At 39.2% G+C, this 24,063-nt stretch carries 16 protein-coding genes and 1 pseudogene; 4 read left to right on the top strand and 13 right to left on the bottom strand.

What is annotated here, in order from left to right; translation table 11 throughout:
• Positions 1–165: 165 nt before the first annotated feature.
• Positions 166–1,512, top strand: a complete 1,347-nt coding sequence (locus tag H4J65_RS08375) for an anti-phage deoxyguanosine triphosphatase (RefSeq protein WP_182197467.1) — start codon at positions 166–168, stop codon at positions 1,510–1,512.
• Between the two features lie 103 nt (positions 1,513–1,615).
• Positions 1,616–1,726 (top strand): annotated as a pseudogene (locus H4J65_RS18050) (patatin-like phospholipase family protein); the annotation flags it as partial.
• A gap of 121 nt (positions 1,727–1,847) precedes the next feature.
• Here the strand turns inward: H4J65_RS18050 and H4J65_RS08380 are convergent.
• A complete protein-coding gene (locus H4J65_RS08380) occupies positions 1,848–4,301 on the bottom strand; it encodes an Ig-like domain-containing protein (protein ID WP_182197470.1) in 2,454 nt (817 codons plus the stop codon).
• Positions 4,302–4,819: 518 nt separating this feature from the next.
• Positions 4,820–4,990 (bottom strand): hypothetical protein, encoded by a 171-nt coding sequence (locus H4J65_RS08385; RefSeq protein ID WP_182197472.1) that lies wholly within the window; start codon positions 4,988–4,990, stop codon positions 4,820–4,822.
• Positions 4,991–5,175: 185 nt separating this feature from the next.
• On the opposite strand from H4J65_RS08385, the gene H4J65_RS08390 reads away from it, so the two are divergent.
• Positions 5,176–6,225 (top strand): patatin-like phospholipase family protein, encoded by a 1,050-nt coding sequence (locus H4J65_RS08390; RefSeq protein WP_182197474.1) that lies wholly within the window; start codon positions 5,176–5,178, stop codon positions 6,223–6,225.
• An 81-nt stretch (positions 6,226–6,306) separates the two neighbouring features.
• Here the strand turns inward: H4J65_RS08390 and H4J65_RS08395 are convergent, their stop codons facing one another.
• The 8 genes from H4J65_RS08395 to H4J65_RS08430 form a co-directional block, all read right to left on the bottom strand.
• Positions 6,307–8,139 carry a protein kinase domain-containing protein gene (locus H4J65_RS08395; RefSeq protein WP_182197477.1) on the bottom strand — a complete coding sequence of 611 codons (1,833 nt, stop codon included), beginning with the start codon at positions 8,137–8,139 and terminating at the stop codon, positions 6,307–6,309.
• A 202-nt stretch (positions 8,140–8,341) separates the two neighbouring features.
• Positions 8,342–9,934 (bottom strand): dihydrolipoyllysine-residue acetyltransferase, encoded by a 1,593-nt coding sequence (locus tag H4J65_RS08400; protein ID WP_182197479.1) that lies wholly within the window; start codon positions 9,932–9,934, stop codon positions 8,342–8,344.
• A gap of 11 nt (positions 9,935–9,945) precedes the next feature.
• On the bottom strand, positions 9,946–10,923 hold the full coding sequence (locus tag H4J65_RS08405; protein ID WP_182197481.1) for an alpha-ketoacid dehydrogenase subunit beta: 978 nt from the start codon (positions 10,921–10,923) through the stop codon (positions 9,946–9,948).
• Positions 10,923–12,107: a thiamine pyrophosphate-dependent dehydrogenase E1 component subunit alpha gene (locus H4J65_RS08410; protein WP_182136105.1), complete on the bottom strand. Its 1,185-nt coding sequence runs from the start codon at positions 12,105–12,107 to the stop codon at positions 10,923–10,925. The genes H4J65_RS08405 and H4J65_RS08410 overlap by 1 nt, the downstream gene beginning before the upstream one ends.
• A gap of 438 nt (positions 12,108–12,545) precedes the next feature.
• The gene (gene astE / locus H4J65_RS08415; protein WP_310649929.1) at positions 12,546–13,655 is read right to left on the bottom strand and encodes a succinylglutamate desuccinylase; all 1,110 of its coding nucleotides are present in this window, start codon (positions 13,653–13,655) and stop codon (positions 12,546–12,548) included.
• A 666-nt stretch (positions 13,656–14,321) separates the two neighbouring features.
• The gene (gene treF / locus H4J65_RS08420; RefSeq protein WP_182197484.1) at positions 14,322–15,845 is read right to left on the bottom strand and encodes an alpha,alpha-trehalase TreF; all 1,524 of its coding nucleotides are present in this window, start codon (positions 15,843–15,845) and stop codon (positions 14,322–14,324) included.
• 8 nt (positions 15,846–15,853) lie between these two features.
• Positions 15,854–17,095, bottom strand: a complete 1,242-nt coding sequence (locus H4J65_RS08425) for a sugar MFS transporter (RefSeq protein WP_182197486.1) — start codon at positions 17,093–17,095, stop codon at positions 15,854–15,856.
• Between the two features lie 104 nt (positions 17,096–17,199).
• Positions 17,200–18,222 (bottom strand): LacI family DNA-binding transcriptional regulator, encoded by a 1,023-nt coding sequence (locus H4J65_RS08430; RefSeq protein ID WP_182185259.1) that lies wholly within the window; start codon positions 18,220–18,222, stop codon positions 17,200–17,202.
• A gap of 258 nt (positions 18,223–18,480) precedes the next feature.
• Between H4J65_RS08430 and H4J65_RS08435 the strand changes: the two genes are divergently transcribed.
• Positions 18,481–20,763 (top strand): TonB-dependent receptor, encoded by a 2,283-nt coding sequence (locus H4J65_RS08435; RefSeq protein ID WP_182197488.1) that lies wholly within the window; start codon positions 18,481–18,483, stop codon positions 20,761–20,763.
• 241 nt (positions 20,764–21,004) lie between these two features.
• Here the strand turns inward: H4J65_RS08435 and rho are convergent, their stop codons facing one another.
• The 3 genes from rho to H4J65_RS08450 all read right to left on the bottom strand — a co-directional run bounded on the left by rho (position 21,005) and on the right by H4J65_RS08450 (position 24,018).
• Positions 21,005–21,949, bottom strand: a complete 945-nt coding sequence (gene rho / locus H4J65_RS08440; protein WP_182197491.1) for a transcription termination factor Rho — start codon at positions 21,947–21,949, stop codon at positions 21,005–21,007.
• Positions 21,950–22,702: 753 nt separating this feature from the next.
• A complete protein-coding gene (locus H4J65_RS08445) occupies positions 22,703–23,650 on the bottom strand; it encodes a GGDEF domain-containing protein (RefSeq protein WP_182197493.1) in 948 nt (315 codons plus the stop codon).
• Positions 23,651–23,655: 5 nt separating this feature from the next.
• Positions 23,656–24,018, bottom strand: a complete 363-nt coding sequence (locus H4J65_RS08450; RefSeq protein WP_182197496.1) for a group 1 truncated hemoglobin — start codon at positions 24,016–24,018, stop codon at positions 23,656–23,658.
• Positions 24,019–24,063 lie beyond the last annotated feature (45 nt).

Consider the following 24,063-nt stretch of genomic DNA (forward strand, 5'->3'; position numbering starts at 1 on the left):
CCGAGAGACTTGGCTCTGTACCTAGAGGGAAAAAATTAAAGTCGTGGTCAAACGGCTAGCAAGTGCTGAGTAAGAGCTAACTTAATGGCTTGGGTATTACCTTCCTTTAAAGAATAATATACTATTTGTATCATACGGTTAATTCAGCGTGAAAACAGAGGCATCATGGACAATCCTTGGCAAATAAGACGATTAGAGCGAGTCGCAAAAAGACATCAAGATCACCGCAGCCCATTTCAACGTGACCGAGCACGTATTCTCCATTCAGCCGCATTTCGACGATTGCAATCAAAAACCCAAGTGATGGGCAGTGGTCAAAGTGACTTTCATCGCACCCGATTAACCCATTCTTTAGAAGCGGCACAAATTGGTAGCGGCATTATCGCGCAAATTCGCAGTAAATATCCTAAGCATAGCGCTGCCCTACTGCCTAATGACGACAGTTTGATTGAAGCATTATGTTTAGCGCATGATATCGGCCATCCCCCCTTCGGCCATGGTGGAGAAATTGCCCTACATTATATGATGCGTGATTATGGTGGCTTTGAAGGCAATGGACAAACCTTTCGTATCGTGGCGCACTTAGAACCGTTTAGTGAACATTTCGGTATGAACTTAACCCGCAGAACACTACTGGGCTTAATAAAATATCCACAAACCTTAAACAATTTACAACAAAATATTCCGCAAGCAATACCGGCATCTTTTCGCCAATTAGAAACGTCGAAATGGCACCCACCCAAAGGCTTATATCTTGACGATATTGAAATGTTTCATTGGGTATTAGCGCCTTTATGTCAGTCAGACAAAGCACTTTTTCAACAATTTACCAGCAAAGCGAATAGCCATAGTAAAACCAATTATAAATCTTTAGATTGCTCGATGATGGAATTAGCCGATGATATTGCCTATGGCATTCATGACCTAGAAGATGCCATAGTTACCGGCGTGGTTAATCAACAAGACTTTGATGAAAATGTGATCAAAAGGCTACTAAAAATAGACGATGATTGGCTGCACGATTATAGCTTAAGCTTAGCGGATAATCTTTTTAGTCCTCAACGATATCAGCAAAAAGAAGCCATTGGCGGTTTAGTGAATTACTTAATAACAGCCGTCGAATTAGATGATATTAACGCAACTAAAGTGTGTAACTTTCAAGAGCCACTTTTACGCTATAATGCCGTGCATCCGTTAATTGCCGCTCAAGTGCTACAGATTTTCAAAGACTTTGTTTATCAATTTGTGATCAAGCAAACGTCAATTCAACGGTTGGAATATCGTGGTCAGCAAATTGTGATGGAATTATTTCAAGCCTTGTCTTCCGACCCTGAGCGCTTATTACCTAAAAACACCTCCATGCGTTGGCTACAAGCAAAAGAAAACAAGCTCAATCAACACCGTGTTATCGCTGATTATGTCGCGGGGATGACCGATGAATATGCCACCAAACTTTATCAAACCTTATTTTTACCCATAGGACAAACTGGATTTGGTCAACACGACTATTAACTTATCCAGCGGATAACCTAAGCAGGTGCTGATGAGTTAAGCACCACTAGAAAATAGTATGCACTTAATAACCCATGGAGAGGTTTTTCTAACGATGGCTAATATGCTAGATATTTATTGTGGCAGCAACGCCTTAAAAACAATACAAGAATACGGTTTTAAACAAGAACTTTTTACCACTATGCTGGGCGCCAGTGGTGGGCCAAAATGGTTTCTAGTTTGTATGTATTTAAAACAGACAATGTTAAATTTGATATCACAACATTTGTTAAGACGTTAATTCCCAAGAGTGACCTCAGGAATTAACTAGATTTGAAAATATAAACTTAATGTAACTAACGTGTAGTTATTAATCGAGGGGATTTATTTTGACTAGTGACATCGCGTGCTATTTTATTACTGGTACTAGATGCTGATGTTAATCCTAAATTTTGAGTGTTTTCCCATGCTTCAGTCCAACGACTTAAGTCTTCTTTCATCAGAATATTAATACGAGGATTGATAAGCTGGCCAATTTCATCTTCAGAAACTACACCGTCAGAATTACCATCATAACCTATTGTAGAATATTCGAGCACTATCGCTCTACCCATATCATCGACTGAAATGACTTCCCAAGTACGATGGCGTGTTTGATAAGAATTTTCCTTGTACAAATTAACGATGTTACTCTCAACATCCCAAGTCCAATTGTCATCACCCATGTTAAAATGATCCACACCATGTTCATTCCATTCAGCGAGTTCACCTGTGATACCTCGAATGAAAGTACCATCCGCGTTAAATTTATATCCCCAAATATTTTCAAGCTTTAGTTTATCGCCGTCCCATTGGTCAGCGATTGAGCCATTAATAAAAGCTGCTTGTATCTCTGGTAGCTCAGTAACAAGATTGTCTGTGTATAAAGTAAAACTGTCATCGAATTTAGCTACTTGTGAACTCACGACATAAGTTAATTTACCATCAACCCACTGTTCAATTTTTGCCAGATAATGTTTACCTGATTGCTTAAAAGGCGTTATTTTATAGCTGATGTTTTGTTGCGTCAGAGTTAAAGTTCCGTCATCAAGTGTTGGCGTAAATTGATAAGCCGACTTATCTGTTGTCGCTGAGGTTTCACTAATGGTAATGGTGTCCCCGAAAAAGCCTTCAACTTGCTGTTGTGAAGAATCCTTAATTGAATAGTCAAAATGCATGACCCAACGACCAGATATACCATTTAGCACTTTGCCTGCAAATAAACTATTGTCATTGTGAACATAAGTACGAGTTGAGTTGATAAATTCTGTACCAGTAGGAGATTCACCCTGCCAATCCATTGCCTCTGGAGGCGTCATTTTATAGCCAAATTCGCCTGAAATATTCACTTGGTATGCTGTATCAGTTTTTGATAATAGGGTGACACTTTCATGCCCTAGACCGGAATGAATTTCAATTTCTAAGTTTTTACCGATTACTCCATTATCTGCAGCTTCTTTTAACTTATCTTGAACTGATTGTTCAAAACCATAACGAGTGGTTACGCTATCAAACGGATAAGAAAAATAATCTAAGCGTACTTCATTGTTTTTATAGGCTAACACAAGCTTGCCATTGGTTACTGTCCAATCCGCTTGTTTGGTATCAACACCATCATAGTTTATGGCATAGTTACTTGCTGTTCCGTTACTATTAAAGTGCCAGCCAGTTCCCTCATGTTGAAGCCACCCTTGTTTAGCGCCATAAAAACCGAGCATGGTTTTATCGGTAAACATTTCAGTAGTGAATTGTGCTACCGCGTCTGGGTCCGAAACTGTTGCCGCTATGGCTACGTCTAACGCTTGAGTATAGGCTTCAGTTACCTCACCGCTTTCATCAACATAAGCGTTTGCTACTAGGTAGGTAGTTATAGCGTCTGTTGTTGAACTAGCGTCATCAGAGTCCAGTAATGACAAAATAGACTCGCCTTCAGGTATTTGAAAGTCGGGGTTATCTACTAATAATTTAATAAAACCTGCGGTTTCTAGCGTATCCTCTGCCGAAATATCGCTTTTTAACGCTTCAAGCTGCTCGTTTGAAGCTATGTTTTGGTTTTCATTCCTGTCTTTCGCTAGTAAATACGTTGCCGTAGAAAGGTGAGTCACGTTAGTTCTATTGTTTTCTTGATTTGTTAGTTCTTTGTTAGCATCAACAGAACTAAGCAGATTTTTAACTTCTCCTAGCATAGCAACCAACTCAACGCTTGCCTGATTGTTTATCTCACTACCTTGTGCTTTTATGAAAAGCATATTTTGCATGTTATTAATGGTGATGGGTAGCTGATAGTTGCCTTTCGAGTCGGCTGTGGCGGTATAAGTTTGACCGTCTAATTCAATTGTAACTAATGCATTTGAGATTGGGCTGTCTGTAACCTTTCCCGCTATTGTCATTGTATGATTGATTGTAAGGTTAACTTCAGCTTCTGCGGTTAATGCACCATCAGATATTTGATAGCTTAGGGTGTCAACGCCTGCATAATCTGTTTGTGGAGTGAATAAAAGCGCATTATCAACGATTTCAACCGTGCCAAATTGTGGCTGAACAGTGATGCTGTCTAAGGTTAAAGTATCACCGTTACTGTCTGTGTCATTAGCTAATACATCAAGTGTGCTTGACTTATTATTTTGTGCAAGGCCAGTATCAGCATTAGCTATAGGGGCTGTGTTGCTTTCGGGAGGGGGTGGAGTTGTAGTTTTGGTTGATTTATCACTACCGCCACAACCTGTAATAATTGATAACGCTAGCATTGAAAGTAATAACTGTTTTTTCATGGTATGTCCTTATTAATTGGTATTATGGTTTGAAATTTTTAGTGTATTAATTTTAATTGAGGTATTCATAAGTATAAAAATGACTATTAAGCTAATCTCTATAAAGAGAAAAGGGCCAGTTCATTTTTAATCATGCGCAATAACTCATATTGTTTTTATTAGTGGGCTTTCCGATGCCATACGGCTAACAATTGCTGAGTCCCCTTTATTATTACGAAGGTCGACTATTTACAGCCTGTACGAACTTTTGTTAATTATGGGAAATTGAGCTTATTCTTTTACTTTGAGCTTGGTGTAGGGAGGTTTTTGACAAGTATTAGCTACTGATAATAGCGGAGTTCGAAGAAGAAAAAGTAGCAGTGATGAATGTAAAAATGTTATGAGCATATTAGTTCCTTTAAATTTAAAATCCCTGTTCTTAGGTAGTTAACTACCTAAAACAGATTACACAATACACTAAAACTCATATATAACAACAACTAATACTACTGAGTAAAATAAAGCCAAATTGAGGTTGTTTAGAAAAGCCTTTCCCCCACAACTTTTAAATTACCATCATTCACCTCAGAACTATTATGTTTTTTGAAATGAATGACAAAATCTCCTTCATCTAATACTTCTATATTTTTCACATCACAGTTGAGCATTTTTAGAATAGGTTTCATCTGAGGAGCATATTTTTGATGCATAGCTTTGATGCATAGCTTTGTTCATTTCGAACATTTTTTCATTCATCAATACACGCTTGTTGTGGAATTTAAACCGCTTCATCTATAGGCTCAGACAGAGTACTATTGCACTCTACCTGATGACTATAAACCTAATAATGAAGGGTTAATAACCAGTCACCCGAAAATTAAATTGAAGAAATAAGATGTTAGATATTTATGCAGGCTCTAATGCCTTAAAAAAAATACAAGAACACGGTTTTAAACAAGAACTTTTTACCACTATGCTGGGCGCCAGTGGCGGGCCAAAATGGTTTAGCTTATTTGGCTTAGACAAATACCTTTTTGGTGAATATTTTAAAGATCGCCGCACTGAATTAAATTTAGTCGGTTCGTCAGCAGGGGCATTTCGCTTTGCCGCCCTTAGCCAGCAAGATCCCGTTGCGGCGATTACGCGCTTAGCGACACTCTATTCACAAACCACTTATTCGGAAAATGCCAAAAATAAAGAAATTACCGCCAAAGCAATGGCTCTACTTGAAGAAGTCTTAGGTGCTAACGGCAGTGATGAAATTATCAACAATCCAATTTTCAAAGCACACTTTATTGTCGCAAAATGCCGTGGCTTAACTTCTTTTGAGCAAAAAACGCCGTTAATGTTGGGGTTAATATCAAGCATGGTATTTAATCAAATCAATCGCGGTTTACTGGCCAAACAATATCAACGCTTTGTTTACCATCATCCTAAAAGCCAGTTAACGATTAATGACCCTTATAATTTTAATACCCAATATCAAGCCTTGAGTCACAAAAACTTAACCACCAGTTTGCTTGCCTCTGGCTCTATCCCTGTTGTTATGGGCGGTGTAAAAAACATTGCTGATTCGCCAAAAGGCATGTATCGCGACGGTGGTATTATTGATTACCACTTTGATGTTGATATCAAGCCAGCATCTGGCCTTACCCTGTATCCACACTTTTCACCAACGCCAAAAGCCGGTTGGTTTGATAAAAATTTAGCGCGTAAGGTCAATACCGAGTATTACAAAAACACCGTAATGTTAGTGCCCTCTGCAGCCTTTATTGCTCAATTACCTTTTGCAAAAATACCTGACCGTAAAGACTTTATTAATCTAGCGCCTGCAACACGGCTAAAATATTGGCAAGCAGTGTTAAAAGCATCTGAATGTTTAGCGGATGAATTTTCAGCATGCGTAGCTAAACCGAACACCGAACATATTAAACTTATTCAATGAGCTTAATACTAAACGGACTAATTTAGTCCGTTTAGTATTATTTGAATCAAGCCTTTATGGCTATTTTATTGTTAGACAGAGTTAAGGTTGTGCTGTTTGCTTGGGGTTTCTCGGATAAAACTTATCCGGTAAGCCATTTATGTGTTCAAAAAATCGTGTGTCTTTGTAAGGCAGCTTCATAAAACCAGAAATACCAATACCGGTAATCGTTGGTAGCAACTGTAATATTTCTGTCAAGCATTGCGTAAATTCTGCTTCTTTATCGTGATTTAGCAACATTAAATAACTGTGAATTTTAAGGTGTCGTGGCAAAACCTCAAAAATAATACAACCTGTGTGATGGATCTGATTTAAACGCCCTAGCACCACCATAACTTCGTCGGGTAAATATAAATATTCATCTGGGTCGACACCATCTTCAAAGTAAGAATGCAGTCGTGTTATATCGTCAATATCGGCAATATCACTGACATCAAAATGGATAACTTGATTGGCTAAGGCTTGAAAGGGTTGCTGTTCATTTTCACGCTCAACATGCAAAGTATTTCTGGCATTGAATAAACAACTTTTAAAAACCCCTATTCTGAATATACCTTGAGCTAAGCGCACCATATTATTCACCGCACTTTGAAATGATGTTTTCAGTTTCGGGTCAAATAACGATAAGTTTGAGTCAATATACACGCCATTTTTTTCCCAACGCACCGCTAAGCCACCCACAACAGGAAAATTAGCTAGACGGCTAACCGCAGCAACAAAAGCCTTCTCAGTATCGCCCATGCCCATCAGAAAATTCTTAAAGTATTTTTCTAATTGCACGTCGTCTATATCATTTAATTCGTCTACCTCTACAGATTCTCGCAGGAAAGATTTACGCGAACCATAAACCACAGTATCCATATTTTTGTGATAACTTTTACACCAAACTGGCACTAAAGGCTTAATTTCAACCGGCAAAGGCGGATCAGCCATTACAGTATTTTTTAACAGGGCTAGATGTTTAAAAAAATAGTCCCCAGCTTTATTTCGCTCACTTCTGTCTTTGCTAAACATACCCGATAATATTTGCGCCAGTAATTTAGGCAAGCCCAAAGATGAAGGCGTGATCACCGCACTACCATAGCGACAAGACTGCCCTGAAGCTAAGGCATATAAAGTTGCCGCTAGCCCTTGTTCGTCAAAACGGGGCGACGACATTTCACCGCTAATTTGCTCATCACCAATAAAGTAAACATCGCCTAAGCGGGCATTACTATTTTGTAAATCGCTGCTCATTAAATCCATAACATTATTAGCCGTAGATTGGCCATTAACATCAAGTTGGGCAGGTACTGAGGAGCCCCAATCGATTAGGTAGACTTTCTCAGTTTCAGGGTCAAACACCACATTGGAAGGTTTTATGTCACCATGAACATAAGGTCTACCCTTCTCGTGTTGACTAGAATCGCGCAAATAAATCAGAATATCCGCAAGTTGTAAGGCAATTTTAACGATTAATTCACTGGGTAAAGGCCCCTCTTGATAGGACAACTTCTCAAGATCTATGCCTGGAGCACGCTGCATATGGACAATTGATTGGCGCTTTATCTTGTAATAACCCATGATTTTAGGAATACGTTCATGAGATAATTCTCGCTGAATATCGGCTTCTTCAGCTAAGCGATCTTGAACATGTTGTGGCAGATTAATACGGGAAAACTTAAAGACTTGTGATTGCCCATGTTCGTCTTCTCCGCCAAAGACAAAACCATAAGCCCCTTTACCAATGAGCGCGATATTTTGATAACCCAACAAAGTTAACTGCTGCTGACAAAGCTCAACCCATTGCTTTAACTTGGTTGCATCTTCATGATTTAATAAATAAATCGACTGTTCTTCAGCGATATAAAAATGCTGGAGTTTCTTTTCCGCCACTAGACTTCCTTAACTGTAAACATCTGGATCTAGATAAATTATCATTGAATTTAAGGCTAATTGATATCTTTTAGCTGAGTTCTTGTGACTAAAGTAATTCAAAAACATTGAGTTATTTAAATTTATCATTTCTTCAGCCTAATTTTTAATAAAAAAAACCTGCATAATGCAGGTTTTTTTAATCAAGATAATTGAACAAAAATTATGACATATGCACTAGCATATTGCTTGGCTCTTCAAGGAATGACTTCCATAAATTACAAAAACGAGCAATGGTGCCACCGTCAATAGTACGATGATCGCCAGACCAACTCACTTGCATAATTGAGCGAGCTTCCACTTCACCTTTGTCATTAAAGCGGGGTAATTTTTGTAACTTACCTAAGGCAACAATAGCAGATTCAGGCTTATTGATAATAGGCGTTGCCAATGTGCCACCAATAGCGCCAATGTTTGAAATGGTGATCGTGCCACCTTTCAAATCAGCTGCTGGCACTCGACCTGAGCGGGCGTCATTGGTTAAACGGGTAATATCCGCAGCTAAGTCTAAAATAGATTTTGTTTGTACTTGTTTAACATTAGGTACTAACAAACCTACTTTTGAGTCAACGGCCATACCAATATTATGATCGTCAAAATAAGTTAACTCGGTGCAATCTTCATTCACTTGCGTATTCACTAACGGAAATTGCTTCAACGCTAACGACATAGCTTTCATAAAGAATGGCATCATGGTTAATTTGATATCTTGCTTGGCATAAACTTCTTTTAGTTCACCACGCAATTTAATCAAATTGGTCATGTCGATTTCTTCACAGTAAGTAAAGTGAGGAATAGTCGATACTGACCTAACCATAGCTTTTGCCATCACAGCTTTTATACCGCGAATAGGTTCAACGCGTGTGCCACCAACAACACTACTGGTAACATTGCTAACATCAGCAACGCTAGGGTTAGTCGCCACTGCGGGTGCTGGTACTTTGTTAAAAGCTAAAACATCTTCTTTATAAACCCGACCTTTTTTACCACTGCCAGGTACTTGATGAATATTAACACTTAACTCACGCGCAACACGGCGCACGGCTGGACTCGCGACAGCTTTTTCATTCACTGTTTTTGCTACAACTGCTTGATTTTCAACAACCTCAGCCTTAGCTGGTGCATTAGTGGCAACAGCTTTTGGAGCTTCAACTACAGCAGCAACAGTCGCTGGTCCAGATGCGGCAATTTCAACGGCAAATAAGGGCGCATGAACTTTGGCAATTTCACCTTTGGCATAATAAAGCTTAACCACTTTACCTTTATGCATAGCTGGAATTTGTACCAAGGCTTTATCGGTCATAACGTCAGCTATCGGTTGATCTTCTTCAATCAAATCACCTTCAGCCACTAACCATTCAACCAGTTCACATTCAACAATACCTTCACCAATATCAGGTAAAATAAAGTCTTCTACTTGAGTGCCACTTGCAGTAGTAGGCGCTGGCGCTACAGGTATTTCAGCGGCTATTGTTTCATCTAATGTTGGTGCAACAGCGCTTTTCGTTTCATCGCTACCTTCTGGTGTCATCGAAAATAGCGGTTGATGAACTTTCGCTATCTCGCCTTGTGCGTAGTAAAGTTTGTCTACTACGCCAGAATGCATCGCTGGAATTTGAACCAAGGCTTTGTCGGTCATCACATCAGCAACGGGCTGATCTTCTGCAATCACATCGCCTTCAGCTACTAGCCATTCAACCAGTTCACATTCAACGATACCTTCGCCAATATCTGGCAGTATAAAATCAATGCTCATGCTTATAAATCCTAGTAGGTCATAGTGGTTTTAATTGCTTCAAAGATCTTTAAATGATCTGCGGCGTATTCTTTTTCAAGTGCTAATGGATAAGGTGTATCCATGCCACAAACTCGAGCAATTGGCGCTTCTAAATGCAAGAAACATTCTTGTTGAATAGTCGCGGCAATTTCACTGGCAAAACCAGCCGTTAAAGGGGCTTCCTGACTGACAACAAAACGCCCTGTTTTAGTCACTGAGTTTGCTACTGTTTCAATATCCCAAGGCAAAATGGTACGTAAATCAATAATTTCACATGAAATACCGTCACTTGCTGCCAATGCTGCTGCTTTCTCAACAATCTCAACTTGAGCGCCCCAAGCCAGTAAGGTGATATCACTGCCTTTTTGCACAACGTCAGCTTTACCTAAGGGTAGTTCGTAGTCTTCTTCTGGCACTTCGCCAACTGATGCACGATACAAACGTTTAGGTTCAAAGAATATTACCGGGTTATCGTCACGAATTGACGCCAGTAACAAACCTTTTGCTTGATAAGGGTTACGAGGCACCACAACTTTTAAACCAGGTGTATGAGCAAAATAAGCTTCAGGTGATTGGCTATGATATAAACCACCGGCAATACCGCCGCCGTATGGCGTACGAATAGTCAGTTTACCCACATCAAATTCATTACCACTGCGGTAACGAAATTTAGCTGATTCATTAACAATTTGGTCAAAGGCCGGAAAAATATAATCAGCAAACTGAATTTCAGCAATAGCGGTACTACCTTGCGCGGCTAGGCCATTAGCAAAACCAATAACACCTTGCTCAACCAAGGGGGTATTAAAGCAACGGCTTTTACCGTATTTTTCTTGTAAACCACTGGTTGCACGGAATACGCCACCAAAGTGACCCACATCTTCACCAAAACAAACCGCACGATCGTTTTCTGCCATCACGATATTAAGCGCGTCATTAATCGCTTGTAATAAATTGATTTGCGCCATTACTTAATTCTCCCTGACGTAAACGGGTAAGCTTTAGGATGTTTTTTGATATGTTCTTTAAGATCATCAAATTGACTTTGTAACAAAGGCGGTACTTGGTCATAAACATCAGTAATGAGATCTTCTACTGGTGGCTTGTCAATTTTTTCAGCCACTTTAACAGCGGCTAAAACTTCATCTCTGAGCTTTTCAAACAAGGCAGTTTCTTGTGCTTCGTCCCACCAACCTTGGGCAAGCATCCAGTTCTTCATCCGAAGAATAGGATCATGTTCTTGCCATTTGGCTTCTTCTTCACGTGTTCTATAACCTGAAGGATCATCAGACGTTGAATGCGCACCTAAACGGTAAGACATAGCTTCAATTAATACCGGCTTGCCTTCTTTTATGCCATATTCACGCGCCAATTGTACTGCAGCAATCACAGCTAAAATATCATTGCCGTCAATACGTATGGTTTTCATACCGTAACCCACACCACGTGAAGCAATACCATTACCGACATATTGTTCTTCTGATGGCGTTGAAATAGCGTAGCCATTATTACGACAGAAGAAAATAACCGGTGCTTGATGTACAGCCGCCATGTTTAAGCCGGCATGAAAGTCGCCTTCAGACGCTGCGCCTTCACCGAAATAACAAATGGTCACCGCATCTAAACCTTGCAGTTTTTGACCATAGGCATAACCGGCAGCTTGTGGGATTTGTGTACCAAGTGGTGATGAAATCGTCATATAGTTCAATTCACGACTACCGTAATGAATTGGCATTTGACGACCTTTACCTAAATCTTTTTCATTGCTGAACATTTGGTTCATAAAGTTTTCAAGGCTAAAACCTCGAAACATTAATGCTCCCTGCTCACGATACTGCGCCATGATCATATCTTGATCTTTCAGGCCAGCAGCACCACCAACACTAGCAGCTTCTTCGCCGAGTGCCGTCATATAAAAACTGATGCGACCTTGGCGCTGTGCTGCCACCATACGTTCATCTAATACACGATGAAAAGCGAGCGTTTTATAGGTTTTAGTCGCTAATGCTTGATCTATGTTTGGCATGGCAGCATTTTTATAAATGCTACCATCTTGTTTCAATATTTTAAGGATTGGAATTTCAACTGAATGACCATCAATAAAAGCGGGTTGATGTACAACCGGGCTTTCGCTATATACGTCAGTGTTCATAGCCTTCTCTTTTTTTATTAACCTTGGATATAAGGTAACATTGCCTATTCTACCTTGGCTTTAATTAATGAAAGTATAGAAGCTTTCAACGCAAGGTGAGTATTAATGTCGTTGTTATGAATTGTTGGTTGTAATAATCGCGATCACTTTACCTTTACGTAAACTGAAACACAAGTCTAGTGATCAAAGTGAACTGTTCTGCAAGCCTTGCAGCGAGCAGAATTCTTTACAGTTATATTCGCTATAATCAAGCCTATTAGTCTAAGTCATTGATAAAAAATATTTTAGTTTCAAAAAACTCAGTAGCTAAATACCGAAGTCCATTTAGACGCAGACTTTTAGTTTCAGTTCTAAGCTAAGTATCTAAGTAACGAGATTCACCTAGGTACTTAGGCACAGGTTATTTGTTCCAGACATAACCTAAGTACCTAAGTCCATTTAGGCAAGTGTTGTGGGGGTAACGGTTAGCATCGCACGTTGGCCAATAGCGACATTAGCATTAGGGAAAATAATCGCTTCGCCGTCTTGCTGAGTTTTAACTTCATTTTCACCGTCAATCGCTAATACATGACCTTTAGGAAAGTCTGTGAAGTTTTCAACATCATCAGCAAAAGTTAACGAAAAATCTTCATGTTGGCGATCAATCACCTGTGATATTTCATAAAGATTAAAGTCGCTGGCTTTATATGGTGCTAAATCAAGCTGCTGGCCTGACACTAGCTTGGTCAAAGTGTCTCTAACTTGAACAAACTGGCTCATATCATTCTCACCAAATGGACGTACTTTACCTAGCTCAACGGTAAAAGCATCAGCGCCAAATTCATGTGACGAAAAATAACTAAAGGTAGTCGTTGGAGAATGTGACAACAAAATAGTGCTAACACCGCAGGCATGAAGAAATTGTAACTGACTTTTTTTACGCGGCGCGCCATGTAAAAAAGGGTAAACTGCAAATTTATCACACTTTGAGCCACGAATAGCGGTATGTAGATCGTAATGACAACGACTACGTTCTACGCCATCTGCTGAGTCTAATTTACTGCCTGCAGCGAAGAAGTCTCTCACCGTGTTTTCTAATAACAAAGCACGATGACGCTCTTTATTAATTAACCCCGCACCTTGGCCTTGGTCTTGTGAATGGCCGCCAGAAAACAAACGATTCAGGTTTTCTTCAATAAAGCGCTCAGCAATATTCATTGAGGCCGGATTACCAAAAATAAATAATACCCGCTCTGCTAACTTCAATTCACCTCGGATCAATTGGCCAATAATATCGCTGCAAATTTCAATAGGCGCGGTTTCATTACCATGGACAGCACTCGATAAAACAATATCTTGGCTGCTAGCACGATCAATCGGTTCGAAGGTAATTAAGCCGGTATCTAATACCGTGACTTTACTTGAGGTTTGAGAAGCTTGATGCGTAACATCAAAACTAAAAACGCCACCAGGTAATGACCATTCATTAGCACGAGTCATTGAGAGAAAATCACCACTTTGTTGTAAAGTTGATGCGAAGGCATTGGTTGAACTTGAAAAATCACTCACGCGTTTTCACCTGTTGTCATAAAAGAGTTTAATTGAGTAGCCTAGATTGGAGACGGCAACGCTTATTAATTGTTGATTGCTGATTGCTGATTGCTGATTACGCGCTATTGTACTTGATTTGAAACTAAAGGTCTTTGCGCTGAAAATTTAATCTCTTTTGTGCATGATTACTCAGTGTAAGCTTTAACAGTAGATATTTTTTGTCGCTATTGCTTGCTTAGTAGGTTGATTGCTGGGTAGGTTGGTTGGTGAGTAGTAAAATATCCGTCTTTAACTGTCTCAGCCATCTTATTAAGCACTTTAAGCAAGCGGTTTAAAATAGTGAAAATTACAACTTTCAGAGTTAAAAGTTTAACCAGGTTACTAACTCGCTCTAGGGTATAAAGCGAGTTAAAATTTTATGCTAAAGGTAAACATTTACAAGCGTGTTATTAACCTATGACTTGGGTTATTAACAGCCACTTTTGTCGCTAGCTATTAAAATTAGGACTTAAATTTTAATAGCTACTTTTGTTGCAATAGCGTTTGAAATCTCCTGAGGTCATGGCGACTATCTTCGAAGGTAGCTAGATTAGACAAATATTATCTTTAGCGCGCAATATCCCCTAAAAAATCTTAGATGTTTAAATTTGGTTTGATGAAACTTATTAACCTTACTGCGGATAACTATTTTTGCACAAAGGCTTTATAAACTCCATTTGTCCAACCAAAGCCTTCTTGCACATCATACTCGCCTCCTTCAGCTTTATCACTTTGCTGGCAGACATTGTATTTTTCCATCAGCTTGCCCGTTTTGTTAAAATAAACCTCAACAGTATTTAGCCAACGACTTTTAATTGTTTGCGCTAAAGACGCTTGCTGATAGTTAAGTAAACCTTGCACCGCAAACCAGTGTAAAGGTGCCCAACCGTTAGGGGCGTCCCATTGTTGGCCGCTGTTAATAGCTGTAGTCGTTAAGCCTCCTTTTTGCAAAAACTTATCTTCAATAACAACAGCTATCTGCTCTGCTTGGCTTGAACTGGCTAATTGTACAAATAAAGGTAACACGCCAGCTAAGGAATACACCGCACTCTGGTTTTGCTGACCGATATCGTAATCCATAAAATAACCCTGCTCCGTTGACCACATATAACGATTAATAGCATTTTTTCTGCTTAGGGCATAATTTTGGTAACTTGCACTCGCCGCTTTATCGCCAGTCGCTAAATAATAATCAGCCAGTAGGCTTTCTTGTTTATACAACAAGCAATTTAAGTCTACTGGAATAATTTGGGTGGTACGAATAGAAGCCAATGACTGCGCATCAGCCAACCAGCGCGAGCTAAAATCCCAACCCGACTCACAAGCCGCACGAATATTACGATAAAACTCACCAGGGTTTTCGGGCTTTGACTGATCTAGTAATTCTATATCTTCTTTATATGACTCTGACCGTGGTGTTTCATTGTCATCCCAATAACGATTCAAAAAGCTACCATCAGGCATTTTTACAACACGCCTATGCTCATATTGGCCCTGAGATAAACTGGCACTTCCCTGCATCCAAAATTGGTATTCCACTTCAATCGGCGTAATATATTTTTTTAAAAATGCGCCTTTATCGTCTTGATAAGGTAAAAGCAATTCAACTAATAAACCTAGAATAGGTGGTTGAGAACGCGAGATATAATAGCTTCTATTGCCATTAGGAATTAAGCCGTAACGTGATTGTAAGTCGACAAAATTTTCTAACATAGATTCAACTAGCGCAACTTGATTCGACTCAACCAAGCCCAAAGCAGTAAAATAACTGTCCCAGTAGTATATTTCTCTAAAACGCCCTCCTGGCACTATATAAGGTTTATTAAGGGCTAATAAAGAGCTATTGAGTTGCTGATCTGCTGGCATGCGTAAAGCTTGCCATAAAGCGTCAATTTGCTTATTAATATCAAGACTTGGTGTTTCAATAAGTATTTCATTTAGCTTAGGAATAATAAAATTTTCTTCAACAAATTCAATGATATTTTCATTATTAATTGGCGCTGAATTATATTTTTTCAATATATCTTCAAGCGGAAATCTGGCTATGGCGTCAGCAAAAGTTTTACTATCAGGAAAAATGCCACTCATTTGTACTTGATTAAATAGCTCACTTTCAAAGAATGCTAAGCTTGTTTGGATTGTTGACGTTATATTATTGGTGTGTTTCATTCGAGTCTCTATACCGGCTTTAAATCGAGCGTTTTCTGCGTTGCCGTTTTGAAAAAATACAGACTAATAAAAATTAGTCCCATAGGAATAAGTGACAGATAAAAAGCGGTTTGGCCGCCAAAAGCTTGAAAAGAGAAGCCGGTAATAATTGAACCTGTGGTTCCCCCCAAAGCAGAAAAAATAACAATTAACCCTGTCATAGCCGCATGTTGCGAACGCTCTATACTGCTTAACATCACTGAATTAAGTACTGGATAAATAGGCGCCATCATCAAACCAATCAGGGGTAAAAGATAAGCAACTAAAGGCGCATCAAAAATGCTGGTCACATTTTTTGTTGAAGAAAGTTCGGTTAATGGTAATAGCACGATAATGGTTAGTCCCATCACGATTAAGCAGATGTTGAGTAACACATACCAATGAATTACTCGTAATACTTGTCCGGCCAATAATCGACCAATGGCAAGCGCAGCCGCAAAAATACTGGTCATTTGTACGCTAACATTACTGGGTAAACCCAGAACCTCACTGTTAAAGGTGGGTAACCAAGTGCCAATACCCTGCTCAATTAATACGTAAAGGAAGATAGACAGAACAAACACCAACACTAAGGGCTGAAAGCTCATTTTAATCATGTGCATAAAACCACTGATCATGTTTTTATTTTCACTGCTTATTTCAGCTTTCTCAATGGAAGAAAAAGCGACTAAGACTAAGGTTAACGCGATCATTGCGGCCAAAGGATAATACACGTCTAACCAATCGGTGGAGGTTTTGATATTAGGGTCGACATAAAAGCTAAATAACCAATAGCCTGACAAGCTACCCAACATAAAAATACCTTCAATGGTGTTAAGTAGTGACGAATGTGATTTTACCGATGATGATAGTTGGCCAATAATCGAGTAAACCGATACTTTGACTAACGCAAATGAAACACCAATGCAGGCAAACAGTAACTTAATCACCCAAAAACTGCCCAGTATTGGAGTAATCAAGCACGCCAGTGTCACTAATGACAAACCCATCATCAAGGTGACTTTATAGCCAATTCTTGGAATGAGAGAGGCTATAAAAAAAGAAACAAAAGCAATGGATAAGTCTTTAAAGCCTTCTAAAGTACTAGCTTGTGGCATACTAACACCAAAACTATTAATCGATTGAAGGATCACTGTACCAACGCTATTTAGCAGAATGGCAAAAACAAAATAGGCTGCTGCAATAGCACTTATGGTGACTAGTCGGGACATACTTTAACTTATCCTTGAAGGTGATTTTACTTAGTGTATAACAAAAAAACCACAATGCAAACGTTTGCATTGTGGTTTTTTTATAATCTATATCCGCTAGTAGCTTAACTATCGCGGGTAGATTTTCGCTTAATAAGCTCAATGTCGATGACAACAGACTCGGCTGCTTGGTGATTAAATTGCCTTAACAGCTGCTCAACCATTATTTTAGCCGCTAATTTAGTGTCCTGTTTAATGGTAGTTAAGGCAGGATGAAAAAGTTCTGCCATCGCAATATCATCAAAACCAATAATACTGACATCATTAGGAATGTTAATGTATCTTTCTTTCAAAGCCTTTAAAGCCCCTAGAGCCACCATATCACTCGTGGCAACTATGCCATCAAAAAATAACCCTTTAGCTAAAATTATCTCGTCAATTTTTTCATAGGCAACTTTACTGGTAATGTCACAAGATAAAGTTAACTCGGTTGACGAGTCTATATCAGCTTCTATTAAGGCTCTTTTATAGCCTTTATAACGTTCACTCATTTCAGCATGTTCAGGATCGCCAAGAAAAAGAATACGTTTACAGCCGCCGTCAATCAAATGCTGTGTTGCAAGGTAGCCGCCCAAGTCGTTATTACTGCCAACAATAACGTAACTGGATTGTGCCGTTGGAGCGCCCCAAACCACAAGCGGAGCACCTGATTTAGCCACTTGCTCGACTTGTGTTGTGCTTTTACCCTGGCCAATAACTATAATGCCGTCGGCTCTGCTACTGCTAATAAAATAGTTAGCCCAATCATCATTAGCCATGTGCGAATTTGACAATAATAATTCATAGCCGTGTTGATTAAGCTCTTGGTTCAAATCGCCAACAACTTTAAGTAAAAAAGGGTCGCTGATACTTTGGTCTGTATCATCAGTTAAATTTAAAATAACAGCTACAACATTAGTCTTTTGGGTACGTAAACGACTTGCCGCTCGGTTTAAACTGAAATTGTGCTCTTTAGCTAAAGCTTGTAGGCTTTCTCGCGTTGCTTTTTTTATCAATGGGTTATCTTTCAAAGCCCTTGATACTGTTGACGTCGAAACACCGGCTAGCTTTGCCAGCCCTGCTAACGTTAATTTGTTGTCATTAACCAATTGTCTTTACTTCCTAAGTTGATACAACTTTCGATTTTACCGTCATAAATTTACAGCTTAATTTTTTCTACTTAATAATGCTCAAGAATTATTGCACAATTAGCCAGTAATGCAATTGAAAACAAAAAAATGCAAACGTTTGCAACAATCGACTTGCAAACGTTTGCATTCACACTTATATTGCTTGTGGGGAAAAATATATTCAACAAAACTATTAACTGATAAAGCGAATGCTCTTATCAGATCAGGGGACAAAACATGACTAAGAATTTCAAACTATCTGCAATCACCATTGCAATAACCTTACTTTGCCAAGCAAATAATGTTTTAGCTGCAGAAGAATCAAGCCGTAAAGTAGCCAATGAGAAAATTGAAAAAATTATCGTTACTGGTACTTTTAGTGGTAAAGCGGTTGCTAAGGAAGAAGCCAGCTTTGCTATTAGCTCGTTTTCTGAAGAAGATATTAAAAGATTAGCACCAAAAAGCACTGCTGACTTGTTTAAGGCAATTCCTGGTGTTTGGTCTGAAAGTTCAAGCGGCGTTGCTGGTGCCAATGTTTTCGTGCGTGGCTTCCCTAGTGGTGGAGATGCGCCTTTCTTAACAGTTCAACTGCAAGGTGCGCCGATATTTCCGCCACCAACGCTTTCTTTCCTAGAAAATTCAACCCTATTTCGCTTAGATGAAACAGTAGAATTTATGGAAGCACTACGTGGTGGTACCAACCCAGTGATCAGTAATGGTCAACCCGGCCTTACCACTAACTTTCTATTAAAAGAAGGCTCAGAATATACCGAAGGCTTAGTAAAGTACTCTACTTCTGACTACGGTTTACAGCGTGTAGACGCAGTGGTGAGTGGCAGCCTTGCTGATGATCTGTTCTTCATGGTAGGTGGTTATATTAAAAGCTCACCCGGTGTGCGCGATGCGGGTTTTAATGCTGAAGAAGGCAATCAATTTACGCTTAACTTAACCAAAGTTTTAGACAACGGTAAAATCAACTTCTACACTCGTCAAACTGATGACCATGGTGTTTGGTATTTACCAACACCTTTAAATGTTGAAGGTGTCGATAATAAATTTACTCAAATAGGCACATTAAATCGCCAAGCAAGTATTCAATATGGTCCTGAAGGTAATAAAACCACTGAAACGGTTGATTTTGGCCAAGGGCGTGGCTGGAATGGCTCAGTGTCTGGCGGTAGTATTGACCTAACTTTAGATAATGGCTGGGGACTAGTTGATCGATTCATTTATACCAGTGGCGATGCTGATACCTATGGTTTAGTACCAGAAGGCTCAGCCGTTAAATTATCAACAGTGGCAGATAATGGCAGTACTGCATTGGGTAGTGTTACAGGTACTGAATATTCAGGTGATACTGATGTTCAACAAATTGGTCGTTGGGTAGTAAAAAAACAAATTGAAGCATTTACCAATGATTTCGCTTTAACCAAAACCTTTAACAAGGGCAGCGTAACCGCCGGTTTATATAACTCTACTTTTTCTGCCAAAGATTGGTGGGCATTAGGTAATCAGTCTTATCATGTCATAGCACCCGGCGGCGAAAACCTGACCGGTATCGATTGTAATGACAATGTGGATAGCTGTGGCTGGAATTACGATATCAATAGTATTGGCGAAGGCCGTACAACAGCCCTTTACCTTGCCGCTTCTTATGAAGTATCAGATGCAATAACGATTGATGGTGGGTTGCGTCGTGAAAACCATCAAATTGAGTACACAGTAGATGAAGGCTTAGACGGTGTAATTAGCAAAGCTGTCTCTTACGATGAAACAAGCACGGCATGGACAGTTGGTACGAACTGGATGTTTGCTGAAAAACAAGGCATTTTTGTCCGCGCTAGTGAAGGCAGTAAAATGCCTTTCTTTGATGATTTCAGAGATAACTTTGGTGCCTACCAAACCGGTGAAGATCTGATCAAAGATGTTAGTCAATTTGAATTAGGTTATAAGCTTTCTACCAATAGCTATGAGCTTTATGCAACAGGTTTTTTCAACGAGGTAAAAGGTGACACTTTCGTGGCAACGCCAGGTGATCCTGCAGAAGTTTTTACCAATGAAGCTTATGGCGTAGAACTCGATTTTAATTACTACAGTAATAATGGTTTTTCAATAAACCTAAATGCTACTTTGCAAAAAACAGAAGTCACTGAGCATAGCGATCCACTGGTTATTGGCAATGAATCGCCAAGATTACCAAGCTATCAAGTGCGGGTAACACCTAGTTATAATATCGACTTTAGTAATGGCATGTATGCCACCTTGTACGGCACACTTAGCGTGGTAGATGATCGTTTTAGCGATGCATTAAATACCCCAGCAGCAGTATTAGAGGGCTACGAGAAAATTGACCTTGGTATGATTTTAAATCTTTCTGATGCAGTACAAATGCAATTATCGGTAAGTAATTTAACTGATGAAGAAGGTTTAACCGAAGGAGATCCACGTGACACCTTATCTTCAAATGGTCGTTACATCTTAGCGCGCACTATTGATTTTAATGTCAGTTATCAGTTCTAGTTTGCACTAGCGTCAGCTAACAACAAAGCGAAACAACTTGATTCGCTTTGTTGTCTTGACTCACTATTAACTATTAAACTAAGCCAGTAACTAAGCTTAACATAGATTATTAACTACCTATTTGCCAATCTAGCAGCAAAAGTAGCAGAAAAAACAGAGCTTATTAGCACATAAAGTTATCGCTTTGTGCGCTAATTCATTTCATCAACTCACACTGTAATACACTGCAATTTTTTCGCCACTAACGATTTAACAGCTCGGCATTGCTTGGATATTTTTTCAGTAACTCAACAAGTTTACTCGCACCTTCTGTGGGTTTAAGCCCGGTAAATGCTCTTCTCAAATTTTTTATATTTTCGAGATCCTTAACATTTAACAGCAGTTCCTCACGGCGCGTACTACTTTTAGCCATATCCAAGGCAGGAAAAATTCGTTGTTGTGCAGCTTCCCGTGATAAAACAACTTCCATATTACCCGTGCCTTTGAATTCCTCAAATATCACTTGGTCCATCCGGCTGCCAGTATCAACAAGTATGGTTGCTAAAATAGTCAGTGACCCACCATGCTCAATCTTTCTCGCCGCGCCAAATAATTTTCGTGGTATCGCCATCGCGCTAGCGTCAAGGCCGCCCGACATAGTACGGCCACTGCTTTTCTGATTGGCATTATGTACTCTTGTCAGTCGAGTTAGAGAATCAATAACAATCATAACATCATGACCTTCTCCCGCTTCCTTGCGCGCAATATTAAGCAGGTTATTAGCGACAAGAACGTGTTGGTCATGGTTTTCATCTGTAGAGGAAGCATGTACTTGTGCCGACACGCTGCGCTTAAAGTCGGTCACCTCTTCTGGACGCTCATCAATAAGTAAGGCATAAAGCTTTATTTCGGGATAAGCTGTCGACACTGCTTGGCAAACATCTTTTAAAAGCGTGGTTTTTCCGGAGCCTGGCGGAGCAACAATCAAGCCTCGTTGACCTCTGCCAAGCGGTGTAAACAAATCCATCGCTCGCATGGAAAGTTGCTCAGAGCCTGATGCTAGCTCAATACACTGATATGGATTGATGGCTACGCCATTTAAAAAACGCTTTTGTGGGTCATCAGAAGATACATCTTTAACTACTTCATCCACTTGTTTGGGTAATTTTTTTCTTTTTACCGGTAATGTTAATATTTTTCTTGTCATGATATCGCTTTATAGCTCTGGAGAGTGAAGTGTTCTTTAACCTCGGTATTTTAGTCTAAGGTAACTAACGGGTATTACACCCATACAATATTAGCGACCTGCTCAGATTATATTTTATTAAAATAGCGATTAAGCCACTAGAGAAAATTGATCAATATTTTCAGCTGTTATCTTTAAAATCAAAATCAAAATCTAGATTAAGCTTAAAGCGCTATCGCTCTGCTTGCCTTGCTAACACCGAAAAAACTATATCCATAGCATTGTAAATTAAGGTAAAGAAGCCCAATTTATCATCACAGAAAAGCGTTTTTTTAGATAACGTTTTATGTCAGTAACATAAATTAAGCGCTAACGTAGCATTTTTATAGCGGCTAACTTTCCTATTAAAGTCATGGTAGATAGAGTCACGTTGAAGAGTAATTACCAGCAGTTTTGAGAATTTATGCCATCATTATCAATGACTATTTTATCGCTTTATTTTACTCATTGGACATAAGTAAATTTCAGCGGCATAAGGGCTCTATTAATTGTGCTCGTTTTAAGTAATTAACAGCGCACTTGTGCGGATGGTTCAATAGCGATCCTGACTGTTGATTTTTAATGCCAGTTTTTATCACTGAGTCGGCTTGTTTTTATTGTTCAGGATGACATTGAAAAGCTGAACTTAATATCTTAACAGCGTTAATTTGCTCACAAAAACCAGTAAAAAAAGATTTAAAAATTCAAAGCTCATTTCTGATAGCAATAAATAACTTAACGCTTTATTTCTCGAGATTTAGGCATAGGCTTAGCTTCATGCTTTGCCAGTAAATCTGTTGAAAAAGAAATAACTTGACCACGTCCAGTCGCTTTAGCAAAGTATAATGCCATGTCTGCATTGCTTAGTAGTTCATCTAAAGTCGTACCATGTGTTGTATTTTCGACAATGCCAGCACTAAAACTAAGTTGAGTCATGTTTTTTTCTGGCGTCAGTATTTCATAACATTTTATTGAATCTAAAACCGTATCAATCAGCGTAGTTAACTCTATGCCAGTGCGCGTGTAACTAAATACACAAAACTCTTCTCCACCAATGCGGGCAAAATAACAGTCATTATCTAATGCTAGTGTCACTTTTTCAGCAAAACGCTTTAGTACATAATCACCAAACTCATGGCCATAAACGTCGTTAAACTGTTTAAAATGATCAATGTCGATTATGCAGATCGACCCCTTAGTATTATTTTGGTTTTGGTTTTGGTTTTGGTTTTGAATGTATTCATTAAATCTTTTGAACATAGCTCGACGGTTGGCAATACCGGTTAATGAGTCGGTATAGGCCATTTTAATCAGGCTCTTTTCTTGTGTTTCCATAAGAGAAGCATAAGCCTGTAATGAATATTCTAGTTTTTTCAGCTCGGTTATGTCCTGACCAACAATCATGAGTTGGTCTTCATCATAATCACTCATGATAACTTTGATGGTTTTACGCGTGCGTTCATCTTTTAATTGTATGGTAAATGCATAAGGGCTTTGTGCAGTTACAGCTAAGACTTGCTCTCTAGAGAATTCTTGATATTTGCTCTCAAATAGGTTGAAAATGGCCTCGCCACATTCCCCTATGATCGCCTTAAACTTGCTACTCGAATAAGATGGGGCTAATGTTTGCCTGTTACATATTGCAACGACAACGTCTAATTTATTTAATAAATCAAATCCCATGGTTATTACTCCGCGACAATTAACGATTTTCGAGCGGCTATCAAGCGAGCTAACGCCTTGATATCCTCGTCTTCAACTTTAAAATTGTTCAAGGTAGCGATAAAAATATTGACCACTTCATGCCATTCAACTTCAGTTATCTTAAATCGACTATGAGCTGATTTGAGCTTTGCATCATCATATTCACCTGGGCCTCCCATCATAGCCGCCAAGTATTTGGTTTGGTGCTCGATTAATGCCTCCATCCTAATAGGTTCAAAAATATAAGCGACAATATCTGACTCTAGAACTGCATCGTAAAACTCACCCACAAGCGGATATAAAGTGGCAAAGCCCCCGTATTTTTCAAAATAATTTATTGACGTCATTTAATTTCCATTTCTAGTTCTATTGCTAGAGTTTATCCATAACTA

It is taken from the genome of Colwellia sp. MB02u-9, from assembly GCF_014077085.1.
Classification (GTDB): Bacteria; Pseudomonadota; Gammaproteobacteria; order Enterobacterales; family Alteromonadaceae; genus Cognaticolwellia.